Genomic DNA, 23,380 nt, shown 5'->3' on the forward strand with positions numbered 1-23,380 from the left:
TAAAATCAATGGCCCGAACGAAACTCGTTCGGGCCATTGTTGCAACAGGTAGGCACGTCAAAAAGTTTGTCGGATTTGGTCCGTTAGCCTTGCAGCAACCGCAGGAGGTTTTGCGGCATCTGGTTGGCTTGGGCCAGCATGGCGACACCGGACTGAACCAAAATCTGTTTGGATGTAAAGGCCGTCATTTCGGCGGCAACATCCAGATCAAGCAGGGTGGAACGCGCCGATTCCGTATTTTCCTGCGTCGATGCAAGGTTCTGTGCGGCAAAGTCCAGACGGTTCTGGGATGTACCGATTGCGGCACGTGCGCGCTGCAAGTCGTCAATCGCACGGGTCACAACTTCAACAGCGTTCTGGGCGCCGGCTGCAGTGTTAATAGCGTTAGCACCAAGATCCTCGAGCGTTTCTTGACCGATACCAGATGATCCCAGTACCGCAGAGTCAACTGCGCTCAAATTAATCGAAAGACGATCATTGGCGGTGTTGCCGCCACCGACCTGGAACTCAATTGTATCGGAAAGCTGCTGGCCCGAGTCCTCTTCCATGAAAAAGAGCTGACCGGCGGATGTGTCGACGCCAGTTCCCATGAAATCGGTGTTGACCGAACCAAAGCCGAAATCATTGGAACCTGCGGTACCAGCCCTAACATAATCAACGGTGTCGGAGAAGTTGGTGTTTACCGTAATCGAAAGACCCAGCTCATCAAAATTGAGCACCGTGTTCTCGCCAGCAGCAATGGATCGTGATCCGCCGGTCGCGGCAAAATCGGTGATATCAATTGACTGGGTCCGCTCGATTGAGCCATCAATCGCGGTAATCACAGTCATGATGACCTGCTCGCCGGAACCTTCGTTAATTCTTATCTCTAACCCGTTATCGTCGACACCATCTGCAGCTACGTCCTGTGCCCAGTAATTGTTGTCCGTGATCGCGAACCGGTCAAAGCCGAAAGCGGGCGTGAGCGCTTCATTGTTGGCGGCGGGTGTGAGATTAATTGCGACATCCCCACCATCGCCAAGCAGTTGAATACCATTGAAGTTGGTCGAGGATGCGATCCGGTCGATCTCGTCACGCAGTTGGACGAACTCGTCATTGAGGAAACCGCGTTCGGTATCGGACAGGTTGCCAGAGGATGCCTGGACAGCCAGGGTCTTCATACGAACGAGAACATCATCAATGGTTGCCATACCGCCATCAGCGATCTGGAGCATCGAGTTGGCCTGACCAACGTTAACGCTTGCTGTTTTGAGAGCCTGGGTCGTCGCGTTAAGACGCGCACCGATGGCCATCGATGCCGCATCATCGCGCGCAGAGACAACGCGTGTACCCGAGGACAGCTTTGAGAGCGACCGCGTCGCCATCTCGTCAGAGGCAGACAGGTTGCGATGTGCAACATTGGCTGCGTAGTTTGATATGATGTTTAGCGCCATTTTGGTTTCCTACTTGGAAATTGGCGACGTCTACTACGTGTAAAACGCGCAATTGGCAGTTGAATGCTAGTTTTATAAGTATTATTAAAATGCAGCCTTGTCCAGAGAATTCTAATCTATGGATAAAAGGTGCTTGTCATCGCCTGCCAAAAGGCCGTCTGCTTTTTGAATTGACGCATGGCTGCAATTCTCTATAAGAATAAACGATAATGATAACAGTTATCATTATCGAATTCTGGATGTGCAGCTATGGCGGTCTGTGACCGTTCCTGGGATATTCTTTATCAGCAATATCATGACCGTTTGTTGCGACAGGTGCAGAAATATCTGCCGACGCGTGACGAAAGTCAGGATGTTTTGCAGGATCTTTATGTGCAGCTGCGCCATCGCAAAATCGATCCGGCTGACATTGAAAATCCACCGGCCTTTCTGATGCGTATGGCGACCAACCTGGCAATTGATGCCTTGCGCCGAAACAACCGCAATCCGGTTGAATTCGCCGACCCGACCGAGATCAGCGAGATGGATGGCGCAGGCCGCCAGTCCGTCACCCCCGAACAGATCAGTTCAGATCGCCAGCGGCTTGAGATCATCCGACGCGCGATTGATGATCTGCCGCCGCGTTGCCGCGAGGTGTTCTTGCTGTGCAAGCGCGATCATCTGAGCACGGTGGAAGTGGCCGAACAACTTGGTATCAGTCGCAATATGGTCGAAAAGCATTTGCGTCAAGCGCTCGGACATTGCAAACAGGTGCTGGCACGTCATGAAAATTAAACATCCTCTTTTATGCGGCCCGTTCGTCAAACATACAATAGCCTCCTCCGCCAGAAGCCGGGTAACGACACTGCCATGACCGAATTCCGCTATCCCGACGACTGCCAAAGCAATGACGACATTGCCGATTACTGGGCTGTGCGTCTTGATGATGTGCAACTAAGTGCCGCTGAAGAAATCGCCTTTGAACACTGGCAGGCGGCGGACCCGAAAAACCCTGCACGCCTGATCCGGGCGCGTCAGACATGGCAGGGCATGGAAATCGCCGCAGCAGAATTTTCAGACGATGAAGACCATTCGATCAGGTCGCGCCAGCCAGATCATGACACCGGCTTTGATAGCGAAGCCGTCCGGCGTGATCTGGAACGATTAGGCGCGCTTGAAGGCGGCAACAATCGCCTGCCGGGCATGCGATCCGCCAAACGCCGCGCCCGCCCGATGTTGGCGATTTTTACCATTGTTTTGCTGCTGGGACTGTGGGGCTATTCCGCGTTTCAACCCGATGCCGATCTGATTGCGGAAAGCAATCCCGGTGTTGCCGGTGAAGTTCATGAACTGTCGGACGGATCACGCATCTGGATGGAGCCGGGCACGCGTGTTGCCTTGGCCTATGGCGATCGGTATCGCGATCTGACTATCCTTGAAGGCGGCGTATTCATCGAAGTCGCCAAGGACAGCACACGCCCACTTCGCATTCATCTTAACAAACTGACCGCAACGGCGGTCGGCACGGCATTCAGCGCCTCGAAATGGGGTGGACATGTCCGGGTCGAGGTGTCCGAGGGCACGGTCGATCTTGAAAGCCGCACTGCAAAACTCGCGCGTCTGACCGCCGGGCGGGCATCCTGGCAGGATGCGGATGGCGACATGCATTACGGTATGGTGGCATTGGATCGGGTTGGCGCGTGGCGCGATGGTCGTTGGGTGGTCAATGACATGCCGATTGACGAATTGTTCGCCCGTCTTTCGCCTTTGATGGAAGGTATCAGCTTTGTGCGTGATCCGCGCTTGGGCGATATCACGGTTTCGGGCAGCTTCGATCTGACCAAACCGGACGGGGCCTATGGTGCCATTCTGGCGGCCTATGGTCTGACGGACCGCGCTGTTCCGGGCGGGTTCAGAATAATTTCAAAAAAATAGAAAATTTCACCTCCTCATTTCACCGCGGTGTTCGTCATGAAGGTAATAGTGATTTGCATTATTATTCTCATGCGAAGGGGTTCGAACTTGAATATCGTGACTTTTGGGGAAACCAGAAAATTCGGATTGTCCCGTCTTTTGGGCAGCACAGCCCTGTTTGCCACACTGATGATCGCATCGGTTCCGCAAGGCTTGGCGCAAACCGCATCTGACATCGCACAGCCGGTAACGGTTGCCGCCGGGGATCTACGCGCAGCCCTTGATCAGGTTGCCGATCAGTTCGGCTTGCAGCTTGTCGTGCAGGGGGATCTTTCGGGTATCGAAAGTGGTGCGCTGACTGCCGACATGTCTGCCCGCGAAGCCCTGCAAAACCTTCTGTCGGGCAGTGGTTACGGGTTTGAGTTTGTCTCTGACGACAGCGTCATCATCAAGCCGGTTACGATCACAACCGGCGATGCACAGGGCCAGGTGATCCTGCCCGAAGTCGTCGTGACCGCCACCCGTTCACGCAGATCTATTGCCACCATGTCACCGTCGGTCGTGGTGATCGGCCCTGATCAGATCAAAGCCCAATCTGCCAAAAGCAGCGACATCACCAATGTCATCCGCAAAAACGTGCCGGGCTTCATGTTTGATGATCAAAGCCTGATCTCGAGCACCGAAACGTTCCGTGGCCGCGATGTGCAGGTTCTTGTTGATGGGATTGCGCGCAACACACCGCTGCGCAACAGCAGCCGCATTCTTTCGATGATCGACATCCAGCAAGTCGAAAGCATCGAAGTCATTCCGGGCTCGAACGCGATGAACGGGGATGGCGCGACAGGGGCGACCATCAACATCATCACCAAGACCGGTGAAGTCGGCAAAAACGTCTTTGTCGTGGATGGCCATGTCAAAAGCTACACCGATGATATCGGCGACAGCTTCTCGCCTTCGCTGACTTTGTCGGGCAGCGGCGGTTTTGGCGCGGTTGATCTGGCGGCCAGCATCACCGGTTCGAAAACCGGAAATGCCTATGACGGTTATGGCAATCAGGTGCCATCGGATGCGATGCTGGGGCAGGGCGGGTTCGATAATGCCGAGGACCTTAATGTCTTTGGCAAGGCGGGTGTCACGCTTGCCGAAGGCCATCGCCTGTTTCTATCCTCGGAAGTCGTGCGGTTTCGTCAGGATATCGAATATTATGCCGACCTTTCGACCGACCCGGTGTCGGTCAATTACGACAACCCCTATCTGGCGCAACCGCTTGAAGATGAGAGTCAGTACTTCACTGCCGGATACGAGTTTGATTTCGGCAAGATCGGCGTTGGCGATCTGAAGCTGTTTTACAATGACAGCTACAAACAGGCTGCGCGTGCCGAATATAACGCGTCACACAACCCCGGCCTTGTTTCGCTTGCCAGCAACGGTGCGATTGAAGATCCGTTGGGGCAATCCGTCATTGATACCGTCAAATATGGTGTAAAGCTGTCAACCGACACCAATCTTGATGCCGCTTACGAGGGGCTGACCCTGACCTGGGGTGGGGATCTGACCTTTGACGATGTCAAATATGAAACCGTCAGCGGGCGGGATATCGGTGCCCCGATGGAGCAGGAAGGTCGCGCTGTCTTTGCCCAGCTTTCAGCGCCGGTGACCAAGTATGTCGATCTGTCCGGTGGTGTGCGCTACGAAGAATATGACCTGACGGTCAAGGATTTCACCCGTCCGAGCTATATGCGCTACAACGGCGGCACCCCGCAGCAGATCCTTCTTGCCGCGGCCTTTACCGGCGGCGAGACGACTTATGATGCGGTGACCTACAATGCATCTGCCGTGGTGCACTGGACCGACCGGATCGATACGTCATTTAGTTATAGCGAAGGTTTTTCTGTTCCGGATGTTGGCGCCTACACCCGCCGCGCCGGACTGAGTGGCACGTCCATCCCGCTTAACTTCAATGACATTGATGTCGAGGCCTCCAAGGTCAAAACCTATGAGGTGGCGGCCCGCTATGACGGAACCGATTTCCGCTCCACCGGTGCGATCTATATGAGCACCAATGAGCGCGGTGATAACTATGATTCCTCGAAAAACAAGCTCAGCCAGGAAAAGGAACGCATCATCGGGGCCGAGCTGACCGGGGAATACGACATCTCGGATGATACCTATGTCGGGGCGTTGGCGTCCTATGTTGAAGGCCGTTATGACACCAACGAAGACGGTGATCTTGATAGCTGGCTTCCCAACAACCGCATCCCGTCGCCGTTCCGCTTTACCGGTTATGTCGATAGCTACGTCTGGGGCGATCTCAATATGCGCTTTGACGGGACCTACACGGCGGGTCGTTACAAGATCGAAGATGCCAAGATCAAGCCGAGCCTTGTCTTCAACCTGTCGGGCAACTATCCACTGCTTGGCGGGACGGCGCGCTTCGGGATCGAGAACATCCTTGATACCAGCTACGAAAATCCGGCGGCAACTGCACTGCGTGGCTATTCGGTTGCCGGTCATGGCCGCACCGTGACGATCGGGTATCGTCGCGAATTCTGATGACGGCATCTGCATCGGATGGACTCATCCAACGGCCCGGCGGTTTTCCGCCGGGCTCTTGCGCGTAAAGGAAACCAATATGTTTCGATCAAGCAACCCGGCACCCGACATCGTCCTGTTTGAAATGATTGATCGGCAAAGTGATGCGGATGGTAAGGCCTATCTTGCCGCACTTGAGGCACTGGCCGCCCGCCGCGATCCGGCCATTCTGATTTTCCGTGTGTCGGGATTTGCCGATCAGGATCACGAAATCCGCAAACAGGCGGCCATCTGGTTCAAGCAAAACCGCGACCGGTTGAACGTCTTTGCCAAGGGCCTGATCCGGGTTGATGAAGGACACCATCACGGCGATGGCGCGGTTCACCGTCACGATGATGATGACCCGGAACAAAGCAACTTTGCCCGGATGCTACCATTCCCTGTCAAACATGTTGCATCGCTTGATGTCGCATTTGCCCTTGCCCGTGATTGGCCGCCGTCGGACCGCTAACGGATCGGGGGCTGAATGCGGATCGGGGGTTGGAATGTGATAGATGTTCATGTTATGTTCTTTTTGAAGGGCGTCACATAACAGGATTTAAAAATGATCAAGGGAAGCTGCCTGTGCGGCAAGGTTACGTTCGAAATTTCCGGCGAACCATCATCGCTAAGCTATTGTCACTGTTCGCGCTGCCGCAAGGCGGCGGGTGTGTTTTCTGCCGTTGTGATTGGCAAGGCGGATGATCTTCATATCTTGACCGGTGAAGAGGTGATTGGTCGCTATAAGGGGCCGGACGCAAAGTTTGACCGCTGTTTTTGCAAGGAATGCGGCACGTCGTTGGGTGATTTGTCTTCGGGTGAAATTTACGTTGTCGCGGCATCCGCCCTTGATGACGATCCGAAAATTCGCCCATCCGTGCATATCCATACCGCGTCGAAACCCGACTGGTATGACATCAAGGATGATCTGTTGAAGTTTGACGGCGACTACATTCCGCCAAACGGCTAACGCGAACAGACCAGATTTCGACAGGCGTCATGAAGTGCCGTGATGCCTGTGATCACCGTTTGCGAACCGCAAGGATCAGGAAGTAGCTCGTCCCGATCAGGGCCGCGATCAGGCCGGTCGGCAGTTGTGCCGGATAAATCATGTTACGTGCCAGCCATTCGGCGACCATCATCACATTAACTCCGATCAGAACAGCGCCGAGCAAATGACCGCCGGCAAGGCGATATCCTGCAACACGTGCCAGATGCGGCGCCATCAACCCGACGAAGCTGAGCGGCCCGACAAGAAGGGTGGCACTGGCCGCCAGAATGGCCGCCAGCAACATCATGGCAAACTGGAAGCCCGAAATCCCAAGACCCAAGGATACGGATTGATCCGTGCCAAGCGATGCCAGTTCCAGCGGACGCCTGAGCGCAATTGCCACCACCAGAAGCACACCGGTGACACCGGCAACAATCATCACCTCGTCCATATTGGTGAAATAGGTCGTTCCGGCCAGCCAGGACATCAGCATCGATGTCTGTGTGCCGCCGCGGGTCAGAACAATGCGGACAATCGCGCCCAAAATGGCGGTCATCGCAAGACCGTTGAGTAACATGTAATGCGGCGCATGGGTGAATTTGCGACAAAGGGCAAGCAGCACCAGAAGCGACGCAATCCCGCCCGCAGCCCCGATCACCATCAATTCCGCACGTTGTCCGAAACCGAAAATCGCCAGTGCCATGATCATGGCGAGCGCCGTTGCCGAACTGACCCCGGTGATTTCCGGGCTTGCCAGCGGGTTGCGACCGACACGCTGAATAAGCGTGCCCGAAACCGCAAGGGCGGCGCCGCAAATCATCGCGGCAAAGGTCCGTTCTGAACGACCGATCAGGATATCAAGGCTGCTGTCTTGCCAGCCCAGAGCGACAAAACCATTGCCATCCAGCGAGACGAACAATGAAAACACCACACCGATGACAAGGCTGAAGGTCAAGCCAACCGAAAGGGCGGTTTTGGAGACGATCTGTTGATCGCTGTGCTGATCGTCGCTTTGACTGCCGGGCATGATGCGCGCCTTGCGCAACATGAAAATGATGAACGGTGCGCCAAAGAGCGCGGTGGCGGCCCCGGTCGGCAAGGGATCGCCGCCAAACTTGTTAAACTGTCGCACCAGAAAATCAATCACGACAAGGGCAAAGCCACCGGTGAAAACCGAATAGATCATCAAATCACGTGATCGCGACAACCCGGCAATCCGCAGGGCCGCCGGGATGGCAAGTCCGACAAAGCCGATCATGCCGGCCGCCGAAATCACCGAGGCCGTGATGAAAACGGCAAGTCCAAGGATCAGCAGCCTCAGAACCGTGACCTTCGCGCCCAGAGAACTTGCCGTATCATCGCCAAGGGCCAGAAGATCAAGCGGGCGCGACAGGGCCAGAATGGCAATCATGCCAATCAGCACGCGCGGCCAAACAAACTGCGTATCCTCCCAGCCATTCTGGGCCAGATCACCGGCCCCCCACATGAAGATCGATTGCAGATATTGCTCGTTAAACAGCAAGATGATCTGCGATCCCGACTGCAACAGCAGATTTACGATCATCCCGGCGAGAATGAGCCAAAGTGTTGCGTTACCACGATTGGCGGCAATCAGATAAACCGCCGCCAGTGCAATCAAACCACCGGCAAGGGCAAAGGCTTCCTGAAACATGGCAAGCGATGCCGGCGCCAGCAGGACAAACAGGGTCAGGGCAAATTCAACACCCGCCCCGACACCAAGGGTCGTCGGCGATGCCAGTGGATTGCGCAAAACTGTCTGGATGGCCGCACCGGCCAGGGCCAGACCCGCCCCACACAGAAACGCCATCGCAAGGCGGGGCAGGGTGCTGTAATGAAACAGGATCTGATCGAAATCGGTTTCATCCGGGCTGAACAGGGCCTGCGTGACCTGCCCATTGCCAAGATACGGCCAGAAATCAACTACCAGCACGGCAAGGGTCAACAGCCCGAGAATGCCTGTCAGGATCGCCGGAATGGACAGCGTCCCGGGAAAGCCGGACCTGCTCGAACCGTGTAGTGCTGCATTGCTCATTATTGCGGGCCGTTTTCAATGGTCTCGGTCAGGAGTTTGGCAAAACGAAGCCCGGACGGCACCCCGCCATAGGCCCAGACCACCGGCAATTCATAAACCCGGTTGTTACGGGTGAAATCCATCACCTTCCAGATCGGGGAATTCAGAAGTTTATCAAGCACAACGTCGGGCACCGGATTGGTATAGACCAGCGTTTCCTTCGCATAGGGGGCAAGGACCTCCAGCCCGCCACGGCCAAAGCCCCACTTGTTGACCTCCCCGTCATAAGCGACCGGCACGCCCATTGCCGTCATCACCGAACCGGGCAGGGAGATATCGGCAAAGATCCCGACATTGCTTTCATCAAAGAAGAACACAACGTTGATTGTCTGATCTGGCCCGATGGCGGTTTTGATGCGGTCGCCATACTTGATAAATTCCTGATCAATATCGGCAAGATAGGCTTTGGCCTCTGCCTCGCGCCCGGTGGCCTTGGCGATTTTGCCAAACACCTCGCGCGCGGTTTCAAACGCAGGGCGCTTGCCATCAAACAACTGCAGTTCCAGAACCGGCGCAATTTCGGCCAGTTTTTCATAAGACATTCCGAGATCGGGCACGGAAATGATCAGGTCCGGTTTTGACGCACGAAGGGCTTCCAGATTGGGCGATGAACGCTGGCCAAGGTCAACGAAGTTGTCTGGAAGGTCCGGCTTGGCAACCCATTCAACATAATCTTGCGGGTCGGCAATGGCGACCGGATCAAGGCCAAGGGCAATGATGCTTTCGGTAAAGGCCCAATTGATGGTGGCAACCCGCTTCGCCGGGGCATCAAGGCGCAAAATGCCACGTTCATGTTCGATCTCGATCGGGTCGGCGATGGCGGTTGACGCATATGCACCGATCAGGGCAGCACACAGCAAAAACGGGCAGACAAGCGCGCGAAGAATATTCATAGATAATGTCCCTTACGAACCGCTTGCGGGGGCATCAGTCCCCGTAACCGCATCGGCCAGCAATTCGGCAAAGCGTGCCGCGGACAATACCCCGCCAAATGTCCAGCTTGCCGGGATGGCATGGACGTGGTCATTGCGCGCAAACGGCATGGCTTTCCAGATCGCAGAGTTAAACAGGGTTTCGCGCGTGGTCGGTGCGATCGGCTCGACATAGGCGAACTGTACATCGCCCATTTTGGCCAGATCCGACACATCGCCATTATGAAACGCCCAGCCATTCACATCCCCGTCCCAGGCATTGGCAAAACCCATGCGACCAAGCACGGAGCCAAACAGCGATGTCTTGCCGTGAATGCGGAAATGCGACTCATCAAGAATGCGGACAACAGCGAATTTCGCATCATCGCCGACATGATCGCGGATGCGCTTGGCGGCGGCTTCGATCCGGGCATTGACCGATGCAATCACATCCTCGGCCTTGTCGGATTTTCCGGCCAGTTTGGCGACATTGCGCAACAGGGTTTCGGCCCGGTCAATGGCCGGCTCATCACTGCCGGTATTGTAGATGGAATAGACAAATGTCGGCGCGTAGTCTGATAGTTTGTCATAGGCCATCGAGATTTCGCCGCCGATCAGGATGGCATCCGGCTTGGCTTCGCGAAGGGCCTCGAAATTCGGTTCGCGCCGGTTGCCGAGATCCTTGAAGCTTTCAGGGAGTTTGGGTTCCGCCACCCACAGGCGATATCCATCGGCCTCGGGAATGGCGACCGGATCAATGCCAAGTGCCAGAAGGCTCTCGGTCAGTGACCAGTTCGAGGCGGCAAATCGGGTCGGATGGGTTTCTAGGGTGATCTCACCCAACTCGTGGGTAAAACTTTCGGCCATCGCAGGCAGGGAAGTGACGGAGACCGCAAAAGTCCCGGCAATAAATGCAATCGCCGCAGTCGTGCGACCAATCCAAGGTTTTGATATCATGATTTCCCTGATCCCTGTTGATGTGGAGACGTGCGTAAGCAGCTAGGCGACATAGCTTATGAAGCGGTCCGGGTTGCTGAGTTTGATGACGTCGATGTCGGTCTGGAAAATATCGTGCAGCGTATCGCCATTCATGAAATCGTGCGGCGTGCCCTGCCAGCAGGTCCGCCCGCCGCGCAGTGCCAGAATGTGATCGGCAAAACGCCCGACCATGTCGATGTCGTGCAAAACGGCAATCACGGTCAGATTGTTCTGATCCTTAAGGTTGGCGACCAGTTGCAAAATGTCGCGCTGATGACCGACATCAAGGGCCGAGGTCGGCTCATCAAGCAGCAGCACTGGCGCATCTTGGGCGAGCAACATGGCAAGCCAGACCCGCTGGCGTTCCCCGCCCGAAAGGCTTGCGACCAGCCGGTCGGAAAACTCCGTCACATGGGTTAGTTCCATCGCCCGATTGATCTTGGCGTGGTCTTCGTCACGATAACGCCCAAACGCCCCGCGCCAAGGATAGCGGCCAAAGGCCACCAGTTCGCGGACACTCAAATGCGGCGGGACAACCGGGTTTTGCGGAAGGTAGGCGACCTTGCGGGCGAAATCGCGCGTGCCATGATCGGCAAGGTCCTGTCCGTCGAGTGCGATGGCCCCGGATGCCGGTTTGTTTTTGCGCGCCAGAAGCTTGATCAGCGTGCTTTTGCCCGATCCGTTATGGCCGACAATCGCGCTGAACGCCCCGGTCGGAAAGCCGACCGTGATGTCCTCAAGCAGCGTCTTTGGCTTTTTGCCGTCACTTTTGAAAGCGACGTCTTTCAGGTCGAACATGGACGGAAACTCATGCGCCGGGAAATGGAAACTGCGCCATCGCCGGATCACGGCAAGCAGGCGCGCTGTAAAGTCTGAGAATGCTTATCAATTACTTTGTTTAAATGCAACCGAGTTGCGATTGCAGCCTGCGGAAAATTAAAGAAGCCGATTCAATCATCATATAAAATTACTTTTCACCGGGCATCATTCCGGTTAGCAATGAAAGCTTATAATTTTGATCGCATCGGGCGGTTTGCCGCGATAAGAATGGTCATACAATTACAAGGCGCCAAAACAGAGGCGCCGTGATCAGGGAGAACCCATGTCTAACGTAAAAACCGTTTTGCCAAATCTGCGATGCACACTGGGGGAAGGCCCGCATTGGGACGCCGACGATGGCGTTCTGTACTGGGTCGATATCGTCGGAAAGACGGCCTATGCGCTCCGCCCTGATGACGGCGGATCGCGCAGCTGGGTATTTGATCAGCCGGTTGCCGCCATCGTGCCGCGGCAGAAGGGCGGGCTTCTGGTAGCCCTTGCCGACGGGTTGGCCTTTCTGGATCCCGACAGTGGCAAAACCACCCCGTTTGTCGCCCCCGATGGCGATCATCCGGGCAACCGATCGAACGAAAGCCGGGTCGATCCGATGGGCCGCTTCTGGATCGGGACCATGCAAAACAATATCGGGCCGAATGGCGAAGACCTGCCGGTCACGATTTCGACCGGGACGCTGAACTGTGTCACGGCGGACGGCGAGACATCGCGTTTTGGCGAGAATATCGGGATTTCCAACACGCTGTTATGGTCGGCCGATGGCACAAAGATGTTCTTTGGCGATACCATCGCCAACACGCTCAATGTCTATGACTTTGACATGAAAACCGGCGTGCCATCCAATCCCAAGGTGTTCTTTGGCCCGCAGGATCGCGGCAATATGGATGGCTCGGCGATGGATGCCGATGGCTATATCTGGAACGCGCGATGGGGCGGGGGATGCCTGATCCGCTTTGCGCCGGATGGCAGTGTCGATCGTATCATCGAACTGCCGGTGACCCAGCCGACCAGTTGCGTGTTTGGTGGCCCGGACCTCAAGACGCTTTATATCACCTCGGCCGCGGTCGGGTTGGAAGGCAATGGCAATCCACTTGAAGGTGCGCTGTTGTCGATCCGTACAGAGGTTGCCGGCCAATTGTGCCACCCGTTTGCCGGCTAGGCTTTTTTCGTCAGGATTGCATCGCCTTACGTGCAAATCGCGCCAAACAGCCCCTTGGGTGCCCTAAATCGGGTAATTGGCGCGATTTGCCCATTTTTGGCCTTGGTTTTCAGTATGTTTGGCGTCACCATTATGTGGTGGCAGAACACATCACCAAAAATACGAGCAAGCCGGGGTTAAAATGAAACCTGTTACCGCCGCAACCATGTGGGCAAGGGCGCTTATTGCCTTTGGCGTGGTCGCAATATTGTCGGGCTGTGCCGCCCTGCAATCACCAAGCAACAGCGTCACCGGATCGGTCAGTTACCGTGAACGGATCGCACTTTCGCCGGACAATACCTTCCTTGTCGTGCGGTTGCTTGATGTCTCGCGCGCGGACGCGCCATCGTTGGAAATCGCATCGCTGCGCCAGCCGGTGGCAAATCCGCCGATGGTTTTCATCCTGCCCTATGATCTTGATGATATCGAACCCAAGCACAGCTATGCGGTCGAAGCCAAAATCGTCAATGCCAATGGCGATCTTCTGTTTCGCAATGATCAAAGCTACCCGGTCCTGACCCGTGGTGCGCCAAGCGATGTTGATATCGTCGTTCGTCAGGTGCCGCGCGTTCAGGGTGACGGTGCGCGCAACGGCGATGGATCGGATGTGCCTGACGACATCGCTGCGATCGAGGCCAAATTGGCCGACATGCGTGTCATTCCCGGCCAGTATTCCGCATCGGACCACACCGTGACCTATAAGGCCTATGTCACGACGGATGGCGAACCGCTTCTGGTTGATGAACATCGTGACCTTGGTGATTACGGATCAAGCGACGTCAAACTTTATTACCGCAATGGCCAATTGCTGCGCTTTGCCGAGGACGCCAAACGGGTCAATTACGGCGGGGAGCAAAGCGACGCACCGCTGCAATACACCCTGACACTTGATTTCGCCCAGGGGCGCTTTTCAAGTGGCACCAAAACCGTCAACGGCACATCCAGCCAGCCTGATGAACATGAAATCAGCGGCGCATTGTCGCAAAGCAAGGTGGCGCTCAGCCGGATCGAGGCGATGTTAAGCCAGCTTAACAGCACCCCGGATCCGATGACCGGCCCGGAACTGTTTATCTGTGATGATCAAAGCCGGTTTGCCGTGACATTTGATCATGATGCCGAACGCGCCATCGTCGAAATGCGCGGACGCGAACCGATCAGTCTGGCACAGATGCCGACCGGTTCGGGATATGGCTATGGCAATGACATGTACGAATTGCGGGGCAAGGGGGCTGATGCAATCTGGACAACGCCATCGGGCGATTTCCATTGTGCGGTTTCATCCATGCCGGTCGAGGCCGCAAGTCTGGCCCTTGCACCGGGTGATTTCCCGGTGGTCTCGGTTGCCGAGCTTAAAAGACAGGGCGATGGCATCTGGACGCGCTATTTCGATGACATGATGCCGGCCATCACCGCCTGCCTTGCCAAAAACCCCGGTGATCTGGTTTCGGTGCTGAAAGCCTGGCCGATGGATCATGGCATGGTCGGTGTCCGAACCATCAATGGCAATGGCGGGCGTTATGACTGTCTCGTCACTTCCGATGGCATGGGCACCGCCCATACCGAACAGGTCGAAACCACGACCAACATTCTGCCCGGCGAAGACATTGTGCGCTACACCCCGGCCAATAGCGCCTATCCCGGCGGCGAATGCTTTGCCCATGAACGCCTTGAACAGAACGGCGTGTTTATCGGCTGGTTGTCGGAAAAGACTTGCTGATCTGATCGGCAAAGGTCTGAAAACAAAAAATCCCGGCCGGGGAAACCCGGGCCGGGATTTTTTTTGTCTTATTGCGTTGATGTCTTAGTGGACCATGGCCCCGGTTGCGGTCAGCATACCGGTTGATCCGCTAAGTGCATCGCCGTTGCCAAGATGGACCGCCTGGAACCGGTGACGGTCAAAATGGCCGGGCATCAAAAGCCCGCTTGCGGGGGCCGCATGGAAGCCAAAGCGTGCGTAGTAGTCCGGATCCCCCACCAGAAGAACCGAACGGTGACCAGCTGCCTGTGCCGCATTAAGGGCGGCATAAACCAGACCGGCACCCACGCCGGACCCGCTATAGATCTTGTCGACGGCAAGCGGGCCGAGCAGCAATGCATCCCCTGCATCGCCAGCATTGACATTCCACAACCGGACGGTGCCGATCATTTGTTTGCCGTCGTGGGCGACAAACGCAAGACCGTCCGCCGGAAGCCGATTACGGCGCAGGATTTCAGACGATTTCTGAAACCGCGCCTGACCCATTACGCGATCAAGCAGCTTTTCGCGTTCAATGTGCGAATATGCGCCTTCGCGATCAATTGTGATCATTGGCCTATCTTTCCCGAATGGGGTCAGATGATATAGGCGGCAAGCGGCGAGAAGCCGTTGAACGCCACAGATGCATAAGTGGTGGTGTAGGCACCGGTTGCCTCGATCAGAACCTCGTCACCGATGGTCAGAGAGACCGGCAGGTCATACGGGGTCTTTTCATACAGCACGTCAGCCGAATCACAGGTCGGACCAGCCAGAACGCACGGGGCAACTTCGCCGCCATCATGGATCGTGGTGATCGGATAGCGGATGGCTTCGTCCATGGTTTCGGCAAGGCCACCGAATTTACCGATATCAAGGTAAACCCAGCGCACCGGATCGTCGGCATGCTTGCGCGAAATCAGAACAACCTCGGCTTTGATCACGCCGGCATCACCCACCATGCCACGGCCCGGTTCGATAATGGTTTCGGGCATGTGGTTGCCAAAGTGGTTGTGAAGCGCATCAACAATTGCCGCACCATAGGCTTCGGTTGCCGGAATGTCGCGCAGGTAACGGGTCGGGAAGCCCCCACCCATATTGACCATGCGAAGGTGAATGCCTTTTTCCGCCAGGGTGCGGAAGATCGAGGATGCTTCGGAAAGGGCAGTGTCCCAGGCGTCAAGGTTGCACTGCTGCGACCCGACGTGGAAGGACACGCCATAGGCATCCAGACCCATGTGATGGGCATGCTGAAGAACTTCGAGCGCCATGGACGGTGCGCAACCGAATTTGCGCGACAGCGGCCATTCTGCGCCAACGCCGTCGGTCAGAATGCGGCAGAAAACCTGCGCACCCGGTGCGACACGGGCAATTTTTTCGACTTCTTCGACGCAATCAACCGCATAAAGGCGCACACCGAGTTCAAAAGCGCGCGCAATGTCGCGTTCCTTTTTGATGGTGTTGCCAAACGAAATGCGGTCCGGGCTTGCACCTGCGGCCATCGCCATTTCGATTTCCGGGACGGATGCGGTGTCAAAGTTGCTGCCAAGATCGGCAAGCAGGCTCAGAACTTCCGGTGCCGGGTTTGCTTTGACGGCATAGAAAATGCGCGAGCTCGGCAGGGCACGGGTAAAGGTTTCGTAGTTGCGCTGAACAACGTCGAGGTCAACAACAAGGCAAGGGCCTTCCGGGCGGTTCTGTGCGAGAAAATCAATAATACGCTGAGTTGCCATTGGGGCGTTCTCCCATTCCACGATATGGCAGCGTGCATGTACCTGATGCGTGTGCGCGGTGGAGGCGCAATGACGCGGACTACTTGCGTGCTGTTTAGCCCCGGGGCCAACCGGAACTGCGAAGTTAAGTCTGCCTCGCTATGGAATGGGGAATTCCCGTTCCGCACGTGGGCAATGATGGTGTGCCTCTTTAGTGTCGGTGGATTTGGACGCCACCTGAGACCAAAAAAGCCCTACACCGTCGTTGCTTTAAGTAAGTCCTACGGGTTCCAGTAAGCAGGACCACCACAGGCACGTGCGACTTTGGGCAAGTCCGCATGTACGCCCCTTGCTTTTTCCGCGCAAGTGAAATTTTCACCCGTTTTGTCATGAAACAATCGCAGGATCGTCGAAGAACTGATGTCGCAACGCACAAAATGGCTCAAATGGCCGCGTTCGGGCTTTGCAAGAATTTCAGTTGGCGCATTTCGGTATGGGGCATTGCAATTTGCGCATAACCGGAACGTGAATATCAAGCCGATTGACCGTTTCCCGGCGGCGCTGTAGCCATTATTCGAAACCCGGCAGTCGCCGTGGTCATGGGGGCATTTTATGAATTGGCTGATCGCCGTTGTTTTTGTTCTGGTCTATATCGGCATGGCGCTGGGGCGTTGGCCGTGGCTTGCGATCAACCGCACCGGCATTGCCGTTTTTGGCGCGGTGACCTTGCTGATCAGTGGGGCGGTTGACCGCGATGGCGCACTGGCGTCGATTGATTTTGCCACCCTTGCGGTGTTGCTGACATTGATGGTGCTGTCGTCACAATATGCGGCAAGCGGCTTTTTTGACTGGATCGGACATCGGATCACCGCGCTCAAATGCGGGCCGGGCGGGCTACTGGCCGGGGTGATTGTCATGTGCGGGGTTTTATCGGCCTTTCTGACCAATGATGTTGTGGTTTGGGCGGTGACGCCGGTTTTGATTACGGGTGTGATGGCCCGCGGACTTGATCCCAAACCCTATGTGATTGCGGTGGCGTGTGCGGCCAATGCCGGGTCGGCAGCCACATTGATCGGCAATCCGCAGAACCTGATGATTGCCGAGTTTGGCAATCTTGATTTTATCGGTTTTGTTCTGGCCTGTGCTGTGCCCGCACTCCTGGCACTTGGTGTGGTCTATGTCGTGATTTTGCGAAGCCCGATGATGCGCGGGCAAACAAGTGCTGCCGGGGCGGGGGAAAATTCAAATGCGAGATCAGTTGATCAACCGGTTCGTCCGCTTGATAAAACCATCCTGACCAAGGCGGTTTTGGCGACCATCGCCGTGATCGCGATTTTTGTCTTTGTCGAAGACCGTGCGCTTTGGTCGCTTCTGGTGGTGGGGGCCTTGCTGCTCAGCCGTCGCCTGTCGACCGATCAGGTTCTTGGGCGGGTTGACTGGCATTTGCTGGCGCTGTTTTGCGGATTGTTTATCGTCACCGGGGCGATGGCGCAAAATGACGTGATCGCCAGCCTGTTTCGCGATGTCCTGATCACGTTGCAAATCCATCATCCGGGTGTTCTGGCCGGTGTGTCGCTGGCCGGGTCCAATACGATTGGCAATGTGCCGCTGGTGATGATGTTGCTCTCACTCGGTCCGGAATGGAGCACGGAAATGTTGCATGCGCTGGCGATTTTTTCGACATTGTCGGGCAACTTCCTGATTGTTGGCTCGGTTGCCAATATCATTGCCGTTGAACAGGCCGCAAAGGCCGGAACGGTGATTTCATTTATCGATTATGCGCGCCTTGGCGTGCCCGTTACATTGATCAGTCTGGCACTGTCGCTGGGTTGGGTCATCCTGATTTCATAGGAAACATCATGTCCAATATCAAAATTACCGCCGGTCCCTTCACCTTTGATGCGGTGCTCGAAATCGAAAAGGCGCCGCAGACCTGCAAGGCCTTCCTTGATCGCATGCCGTTTGAAAGCAAGGCGGTTCATGTCCGCTGGAGCGGCGAGGGTGTGTGGATGCCACTCGGCGATTATCAGTTCGGTGTTGATTATGAAAACCACACCAGCTTCCCGGCTCCGGGCCAGATCATTCTGTATCCCGGCGGGATCAGCGAAACCGAAATCCTGCTGGCCTATGGCGGGGTGCATTTCGCCTCCAAGGTCGGCCAGCTTGCCGGCAACCATTTCATCACCATCACCAGCAATCTCGAAGACTTGGAAAAGCTTGGCAAGATGACGTTGTGGGAAGGTGCCCAGCCGATCCGGTTTGAACTGGCGTAATCAACGCAACTGTGATCGGGCACACTTTCAAGTGTGTCCGGTTTGGCCTAGAAGGCGAACCACCATCCAATAAGTGCAGGCGGACGTGCCGTGTTTGAGACGATTAATCTGTGGATTCAGGATCATCAGGATCTGGTCTATATCCTGATCTTCACCTATTGCGTCAGCAAGTCCAGCATCCTGCCGGTATTTGCCGGCATGCTGGTCGCGGCCGAAAGCCTGATGATTGTGCCAGCTGTTACGTCGATGATTGCGGGCGGTCTTGTTGGCGATGTTCTGCGCTTTGGGTTAGCTCGCAAATACGGCGATGCGATTGTCCGCAAGCTGCCCAAATCCCTGTCAGACTGGATGGGCAAGACCCTGCGATTGTTTGAGCATTACGGTGTCGCCTATATCCTGCTGTGTCGCTATCCGCATGGGGTGCGATCCTTCGGGGTGTTCCCGGTCGGCATGAGTTCGATGTCGTTTATCCGTTTCCTGCCGCTTAGCATCGCATCAGTCCTGCTTTGGGTCGGGCTTTATTACGGGCTTGGCCATAGCCTGGGGGCGGGGATGTCCGAACTGGTTGAGCAAAATCTTGCGATGCTCAGCCCGATCTTGCTGATTGTGTTTCTTGTGCTGGGCTGGTTTGCGCTCCGCCGGATTGATCGGCTTGAGCAACAGGCCGAACGCGCCATCAAGTAATCCAATAAAAAACGGCAGCATCGAAATCGAATGCTGCCGTTTTTGTATCTGTAATGGGCGGGCGCTTATTCAGCAGCAATCGTCTTGCCGTCTTTTTCCAGCATCTCGCCCTGTTTGCGTTTGGCAAGAATTTCGCGTGCCTTGGCGTAGCTTTCATCGTGCCAGAAGATCAGGCAGCCATTGCAACCCCGGCCGCAACAGCCCTTGGTACCGACGCGCGGGGTGCGGAAGGAGCGTTCCTTCTGGCGGTCATCAAGGGCGGTCTGAAGCGCTTCGCGTTTGGCGTCATAGCGTTCTTCGTTGCCCTTGCCCATTTCAATCTTGTGGCCTTCCTGATCAAGTTTCAGGCGCTGCCATTCATCTTCCGACAGGGCCTTTTCCTTGCGCACGATGGTCATCGGCAGGATTTCACGTTTCAGGAATTCCGGGTCTTCCTGTTCAAACAGGCTGAACGGCAGACGGATGCGCGGATGGGTATTGGCATGCACCGCTTCGCCGACCTTGCCGGTTTTGGCATCGATGAATTCATACATGCGGATGAAGATCGTCTGGCGCGACCGCGGCGGGACAATCTCGATCACATCACCCGGCAGCATACGGTTTTTGACCGACATGATAAAGGCGTCGTCTTCGACTTCCTCGATCATTCCGGCAAATTCCCAATCCGACACGTTCGTGTTGCTGTCATAGCCATGTGCGTAGTTGGTCAGGCGACCGTCATGGAAGGCCAGCGTGTAACCGCGGTTCGGGATCGTCGCCAGTTCCTTCATATATTCTTCGGACGACCAGTTTTCCGGATCCTTGTACCAGTCATCAATCGCCATGCGGTAGGCACGGGCAACGAGGCCGGCGTAATAGGGGCTTTTACCACGCCCCTCGACCTTGAGGCTGTCGACCCCGATTTTGAGGTAATCTTCAAGCTTGGGCATGATGCACAGATCGCGCGAGTTCAGGATGTAAGATCCACGCTCGTCTTCCTGAATTTCCATCAGCTCGCCCGGACGCATGTCTTCTTCAAGGAAGAAGTCAAACATCTCGAGGTTTTCCTCGGTCAGTTTGAGTTCCTTGACCGTGCCGTCCTTAAGCTTCATGTGGACTTTGTATTTCCAGCGGCACGAGTTGGCACAGGCCCCCTGGTTCGCACCACGTTCAGCCATGAAGTTCGACAGCAGGCAACGACCGGAATAGGTCATGCACATCGACCCATGCACAAACGCCTCGATCTTGATGTCCTGGCATTTTTCGCGGATTTCGGTCAGTTCCTCATAGGAAACTTCACGCCCCAGAACGACAAGCTTGGCACCGATGCTCTGCCAGAATTTAACGCTTTGCCACGAACATACGTTTGCCTGTGTCGAGACATGCAAATCAAGTTCCGGCGCATGTTCGCGGACAAACATGAAAACACCGGGATCGGCCACGATCAGGCCATCCGGGCGGACCTTGCGCACGGTATCGACATATTCCGGAAGCTTGTCGATGTCCTTGTTATGCGAAAACAGGTTCAGTGTGAGGTAAACGCGCACACCATGGCTGTGGGCAAAGTCGATGCCCTCAACCACGTCATCAAGTGACATCTGGCTTTTAACACGCAGCGACAGGTCCGGCGTGCCCATGTAAACGGCGTCTGCGCCATAGAGCACAGCAACTTTCAGCTTTTCGAGCGAGCCTGCGGGCATCAGCAATTCGGAACGGCGCGATTGATTACTCATCACTTGCGGGTCTTTTCTATTTGGTCGTCTGCGGGAAATCTCTCTGGCGCGGCTTCTATCACAGCCTGCTGCCTGTGCCGATTAAAATCGCATATTTCGCAAGCCTTGCATAGCTATGGCCGTGATGAGCTGCCATGCCGGACTTGCAGGGCGCCAACCAAACACCCCCGCCAGAGGGCAGGGGTGTTTGGAATCGTTTCAAAGTTTTGGCTTACTTGACCTTCTTGATCTCGCCGCTTTCGATCTTGGCCCAGTATTGTTTGACCTCACCGCGCACCACCGGCATCAGGAAATAAAGGCCGATGATGTTGGGGATCGCCATGGCAAAGATCATGGAGTCCGAGAAATCAATCACGGGGCCCAAGCTCATGGAGGCCCCAACGATCACGCACAGGCAGAAGAACAGTTTGAAAATGATCTCCTTGCCCTTGCCTTCACCGACCAGATAGGTCCAGCTTTTAAGCCCGTAATAGGACCATGACAACATGGTCGAAAAGGCAAACAGCACAACCGCCAGTGCCAGGATCAGCGGGAACCAGGTAAAGGCCGATGCAAACGCCGCCGAGGTCAGCTCAACCCCGGTCAGGCCAGAATTCAACTCGCCACTGATGGTGATCACAAGGGCGGTCATGGTGCAGATCACCACCGTATCAATGAACGGTTCAAGAAGGGCGACATAGCCCTCTGTCACCGGTTCCTTGGTACGGACGGCTGCGTGGGCGATGGCGGCAGAACCAATGCCAGCTTCGTTCGAGAAGGCTGCACGTTTAAAGCCCTGTATCAATGCACCGATCACACCGCCGGCAACACCGGCCCCGGTAAAGGCACCGACAAAGATCTGGGCAAAGGCATCGCCGACCATGGTGATGTTGGACAAGATAATGATCATGCCGGCGGTGACGTAAATCACCGCCATAAGCGGCACGATCTTTTCGGTCACCTTGGCGATGGATTTGATGCCGCCAATGATCACGACGCCAACAATGATTGCCATGACTAGGCCAAAGAGCCAGCCCGATCCGGCCAAAAAGCTGTTTTCCCCGCCGGTGACATTGACCACCTGCTGGAAGGCCTGATTGGCCTGAAACATATTGCCGCCGCCAACAGCGCCACCAATACAACAGATCGAAAAGACGACAGCCAAGACCTTGCCCAATCCGGGTTTGCCTTTTTCAGCCATGCCCTTGGACAGGTAATACATCGGGCCACCGGAAACGCGGCCGTCGTCATATTCGTTCCGATATTTAACGCCCAGCGTACATTCGGTGAATTTCGATGCCATGCCCAAAAGACCGGCCAGGATCATCCAGAATGTTGCCCCCGGTCCGCCAATGGAAACGGCAACGGCCACACCGGCAATATTGCCAAGCCCGACCGTGCCCGAAAGGGCGGTGGCAAGGGCCTGAAAGTGCGAAACTTCACCGGCATCTTCGGGATGGGAATAGTCGCCCTTGACCAGTGCTATGGCATGGCCGAAGCGACGGAACTGAACAAAGCCGAAATAAAGCGTGAAAATGGTGGCGGCAACAACAAGCCAGCCGACAATAAGGGGAAATTCCGTGCCGGCAATGGGCACGGAATAGAACATGGTGCCGGCAATCACGTTAGAAATCGGTGCGATCGCCTGATTGATTCTTTCATCAAGGCCGACTTCCTGCGCGAGTGCGATTTGCGGCAGGGTGGCCGACATCATTGCAACGGCGCTGGCTGCTGCTGTCTTTTTCCAGAACATGATGGTTCTCCGGTTTAACTTCGTGATTGCCTTACGGAACGACAGTGACCGGAACAGGCGACGCCTGAACCAGGGTAAGCGGCAAACTGCCCAGCAGCCGGGCGCTCAATGTCGATCCACCCTTCCTGCCGACGATGATCTGACAGGCGCCTTTGTCTTCGGCGATCTTGCAGATCAACTCGCCGGAATGGCCGTAACGGACTTCCGAAGTTACCGGTATTTTAAGTTTGTTAAGCGCGTCCAACGCGGGCTTGAGGGTTTCCTCCGCCCGCGACAGTTCTTCTGTTCGCCGTTGATGGCGCTCTTCAAGTTCCTGTGTCGACAGGAAGCTGTAGGGGGACCATTCAAGAACGTAAACCAGATGAATGGCGCAGCCTTCGGCTGTTGCGCGTTTGCCCGCGAACTCCACGGCGCGCTGTGCGGCATCTGTTCCGTCATAGCCCACAAGAATTGGCTGATCGGTCATGTGCTTCTCCTGATCAGAGACTGAAATGTCGGACAAGACTCTCCCACTTCCTCTCGCAATACAGGTGTCGGCCTGTACCATGTCGCATTTGACACCAGCACACGACGGTTCCCCCGAATTTCATTTCCAGCGCCAAGTGAAACGACATGGGGGAATGATACATAAAAC

General features: G+C 55.7%; 20 protein-coding genes. 10 read left to right on the plus strand and 10 right to left on the minus strand.

Annotated elements, in window-relative coordinates:
• Positions 1-83 precede the first annotated feature (83 nt).
• Positions 84-1,433: a flagellin N-terminal helical domain-containing protein gene (locus tag AC5Q5A_RS18185; RefSeq protein WP_493896144.1), complete on the minus strand. Its 1,350-nt coding sequence runs from the start codon at positions 1,431-1,433 to the stop codon at positions 84-86.
• A 249-nt stretch (positions 1,434-1,682) separates the two neighbouring features.
• Between AC5Q5A_RS18185 and AC5Q5A_RS18190 the strand changes: the two genes are divergently transcribed.
• From AC5Q5A_RS18190 to AC5Q5A_RS18210, 5 genes are all read left to right on the plus strand, one after another.
• On the plus strand, positions 1,683-2,207 hold the full coding sequence (locus AC5Q5A_RS18190) for an RNA polymerase sigma factor (RefSeq protein ID WP_493896145.1): 525 nt from the start codon (positions 1,683-1,685) through the stop codon (positions 2,205-2,207).
• A gap of 75 nt (positions 2,208-2,282) precedes the next feature.
• Positions 2,283-3,347: a FecR family protein gene (locus AC5Q5A_RS18195; RefSeq protein ID WP_493896146.1), complete on the plus strand. Its 1,065-nt coding sequence runs from the start codon at positions 2,283-2,285 to the stop codon at positions 3,345-3,347.
• A gap of 126 nt (positions 3,348-3,473) precedes the next feature.
• Positions 3,474-5,879 carry a TonB-dependent receptor gene (locus AC5Q5A_RS18200; RefSeq protein WP_493896147.1) on the plus strand — a complete coding sequence of 802 codons (2,406 nt, stop codon included), beginning with the start codon at positions 3,474-3,476 and terminating at the stop codon, positions 5,877-5,879.
• 79 nt (positions 5,880-5,958) lie between these two features.
• Entirely contained in the window at positions 5,959-6,369 is a 411-nt protein-coding gene (locus AC5Q5A_RS18205) for a hypothetical protein (RefSeq protein WP_493896148.1), read from the plus strand.
• 93 nt (positions 6,370-6,462) lie between these two features.
• Positions 6,463-6,867 (plus strand): GFA family protein, encoded by a 405-nt coding sequence (locus AC5Q5A_RS18210; protein ID WP_063087922.1) that lies wholly within the window; start codon positions 6,463-6,465, stop codon positions 6,865-6,867.
• 52 nt (positions 6,868-6,919) lie between these two features.
• Here AC5Q5A_RS18210 and fhuB read toward each other — a convergent pair whose 3' ends face one another.
• From fhuB to AC5Q5A_RS18230, 4 genes are read right to left on the minus strand one after another with little or no spacing between them, the layout of a single operon-like run.
• A complete protein-coding gene (gene fhuB / locus AC5Q5A_RS18215) occupies positions 6,920-8,941 on the minus strand; it encodes a Fe(3+)-hydroxamate ABC transporter permease FhuB (RefSeq protein WP_493896149.1) in 2,022 nt (673 codons plus the stop codon).
• Positions 8,941-9,873 (minus strand): ABC transporter substrate-binding protein, encoded by a 933-nt coding sequence (locus tag AC5Q5A_RS18220; protein WP_493896150.1) that lies wholly within the window; start codon positions 9,871-9,873, stop codon positions 8,941-8,943. The genes fhuB and AC5Q5A_RS18220 overlap by 1 nt, the downstream gene beginning before the upstream one ends.
• Positions 9,874-9,885: 12 nt before the next feature.
• The gene (locus AC5Q5A_RS18225; RefSeq protein ID WP_493896151.1) at positions 9,886-10,848 is read right to left on the minus strand and encodes an iron-siderophore ABC transporter substrate-binding protein; all 963 of its coding nucleotides are present in this window, start codon (positions 10,846-10,848) and stop codon (positions 9,886-9,888) included.
• 42 nt (positions 10,849-10,890) lie between these two features.
• Positions 10,891-11,667: an ABC transporter ATP-binding protein gene (locus AC5Q5A_RS18230; RefSeq protein WP_493896152.1), complete on the minus strand. Its 777-nt coding sequence runs from the start codon at positions 11,665-11,667 to the stop codon at positions 10,891-10,893.
• Positions 11,668-11,971: 304 nt separating this feature from the next.
• Between AC5Q5A_RS18230 and AC5Q5A_RS18235 the strand changes: the two genes are divergently transcribed.
• Positions 11,972-12,862 (plus strand): SMP-30/gluconolactonase/LRE family protein, encoded by an 891-nt coding sequence (locus AC5Q5A_RS18235; protein ID WP_493896153.1) that lies wholly within the window; start codon positions 11,972-11,974, stop codon positions 12,860-12,862.
• Positions 12,863-13,043: 181 nt separating this feature from the next.
• Entirely contained in the window at positions 13,044-14,618 is a 1,575-nt protein-coding gene (locus tag AC5Q5A_RS18240; RefSeq protein WP_493896154.1) for a YbaY family lipoprotein, read from the plus strand.
• 84 nt (positions 14,619-14,702) lie between these two features.
• On the opposite strand, the gene AC5Q5A_RS18245 is transcribed toward AC5Q5A_RS18240, so the two are convergent.
• Positions 14,703-15,209 (minus strand): GNAT family N-acetyltransferase, encoded by a 507-nt coding sequence (locus tag AC5Q5A_RS18245; protein WP_493896155.1) that lies wholly within the window; start codon positions 15,207-15,209, stop codon positions 14,703-14,705.
• Positions 15,210-15,232: 23 nt separating this feature from the next.
• Positions 15,233-16,366 carry a type III PLP-dependent enzyme gene (locus AC5Q5A_RS18250; RefSeq protein WP_008890144.1) on the minus strand — a complete coding sequence of 378 codons (1,134 nt, stop codon included), beginning with the start codon at positions 16,364-16,366 and terminating at the stop codon, positions 15,233-15,235.
• Positions 16,367-16,957: 591 nt separating this feature from the next.
• Between AC5Q5A_RS18250 and AC5Q5A_RS18255 the strand changes: the two genes are divergently transcribed.
• The 3 genes from AC5Q5A_RS18255 (at position 16,958) to AC5Q5A_RS18265 (ending at position 19,302) form a co-directional block, all read left to right on the plus strand.
• Positions 16,958-18,196, plus strand: a complete 1,239-nt coding sequence (locus tag AC5Q5A_RS18255) for an ArsB/NhaD family transporter (RefSeq protein WP_493896156.1) — start codon at positions 16,958-16,960, stop codon at positions 18,194-18,196.
• A gap of 8 nt (positions 18,197-18,204) precedes the next feature.
• Complete coding sequence (locus AC5Q5A_RS18260) at positions 18,205-18,618, plus strand: DUF3830 family protein (protein WP_493896157.1); 414 nt, start codon at positions 18,205-18,207, stop codon at positions 18,616-18,618.
• Positions 18,619-18,708: 90 nt separating this feature from the next.
• A complete protein-coding gene (locus tag AC5Q5A_RS18265; protein ID WP_064781859.1) occupies positions 18,709-19,302 on the plus strand; it encodes a DedA family protein in 594 nt (197 codons plus the stop codon).
• 65 nt (positions 19,303-19,367) lie between these two features.
• Here AC5Q5A_RS18265 and AC5Q5A_RS18270 read toward each other — a convergent pair whose 3' ends face one another.
• The 3 genes from AC5Q5A_RS18270 to AC5Q5A_RS18280 form a co-directional block, all read right to left on the minus strand.
• Positions 19,368-21,014 (minus strand): U32 family peptidase, encoded by a 1,647-nt coding sequence (locus AC5Q5A_RS18270; protein WP_493896158.1) that lies wholly within the window; start codon positions 21,012-21,014, stop codon positions 19,368-19,370.
• A 211-nt stretch (positions 21,015-21,225) separates the two neighbouring features.
• Positions 21,226-22,746, minus strand: a complete 1,521-nt coding sequence (locus AC5Q5A_RS18275) for an alanine/glycine:cation symporter family protein (RefSeq protein WP_493896159.1) — start codon at positions 22,744-22,746, stop codon at positions 21,226-21,228.
• Between the two features lie 31 nt (positions 22,747-22,777).
• Entirely contained in the window at positions 22,778-23,212 is a 435-nt protein-coding gene (locus tag AC5Q5A_RS18280; protein WP_064781861.1) for a universal stress protein, read from the minus strand.
• Positions 23,213-23,380 lie beyond the last annotated feature (168 nt).

Source organism: Thalassospira sp. CA1 (assembly GCF_059052855.1).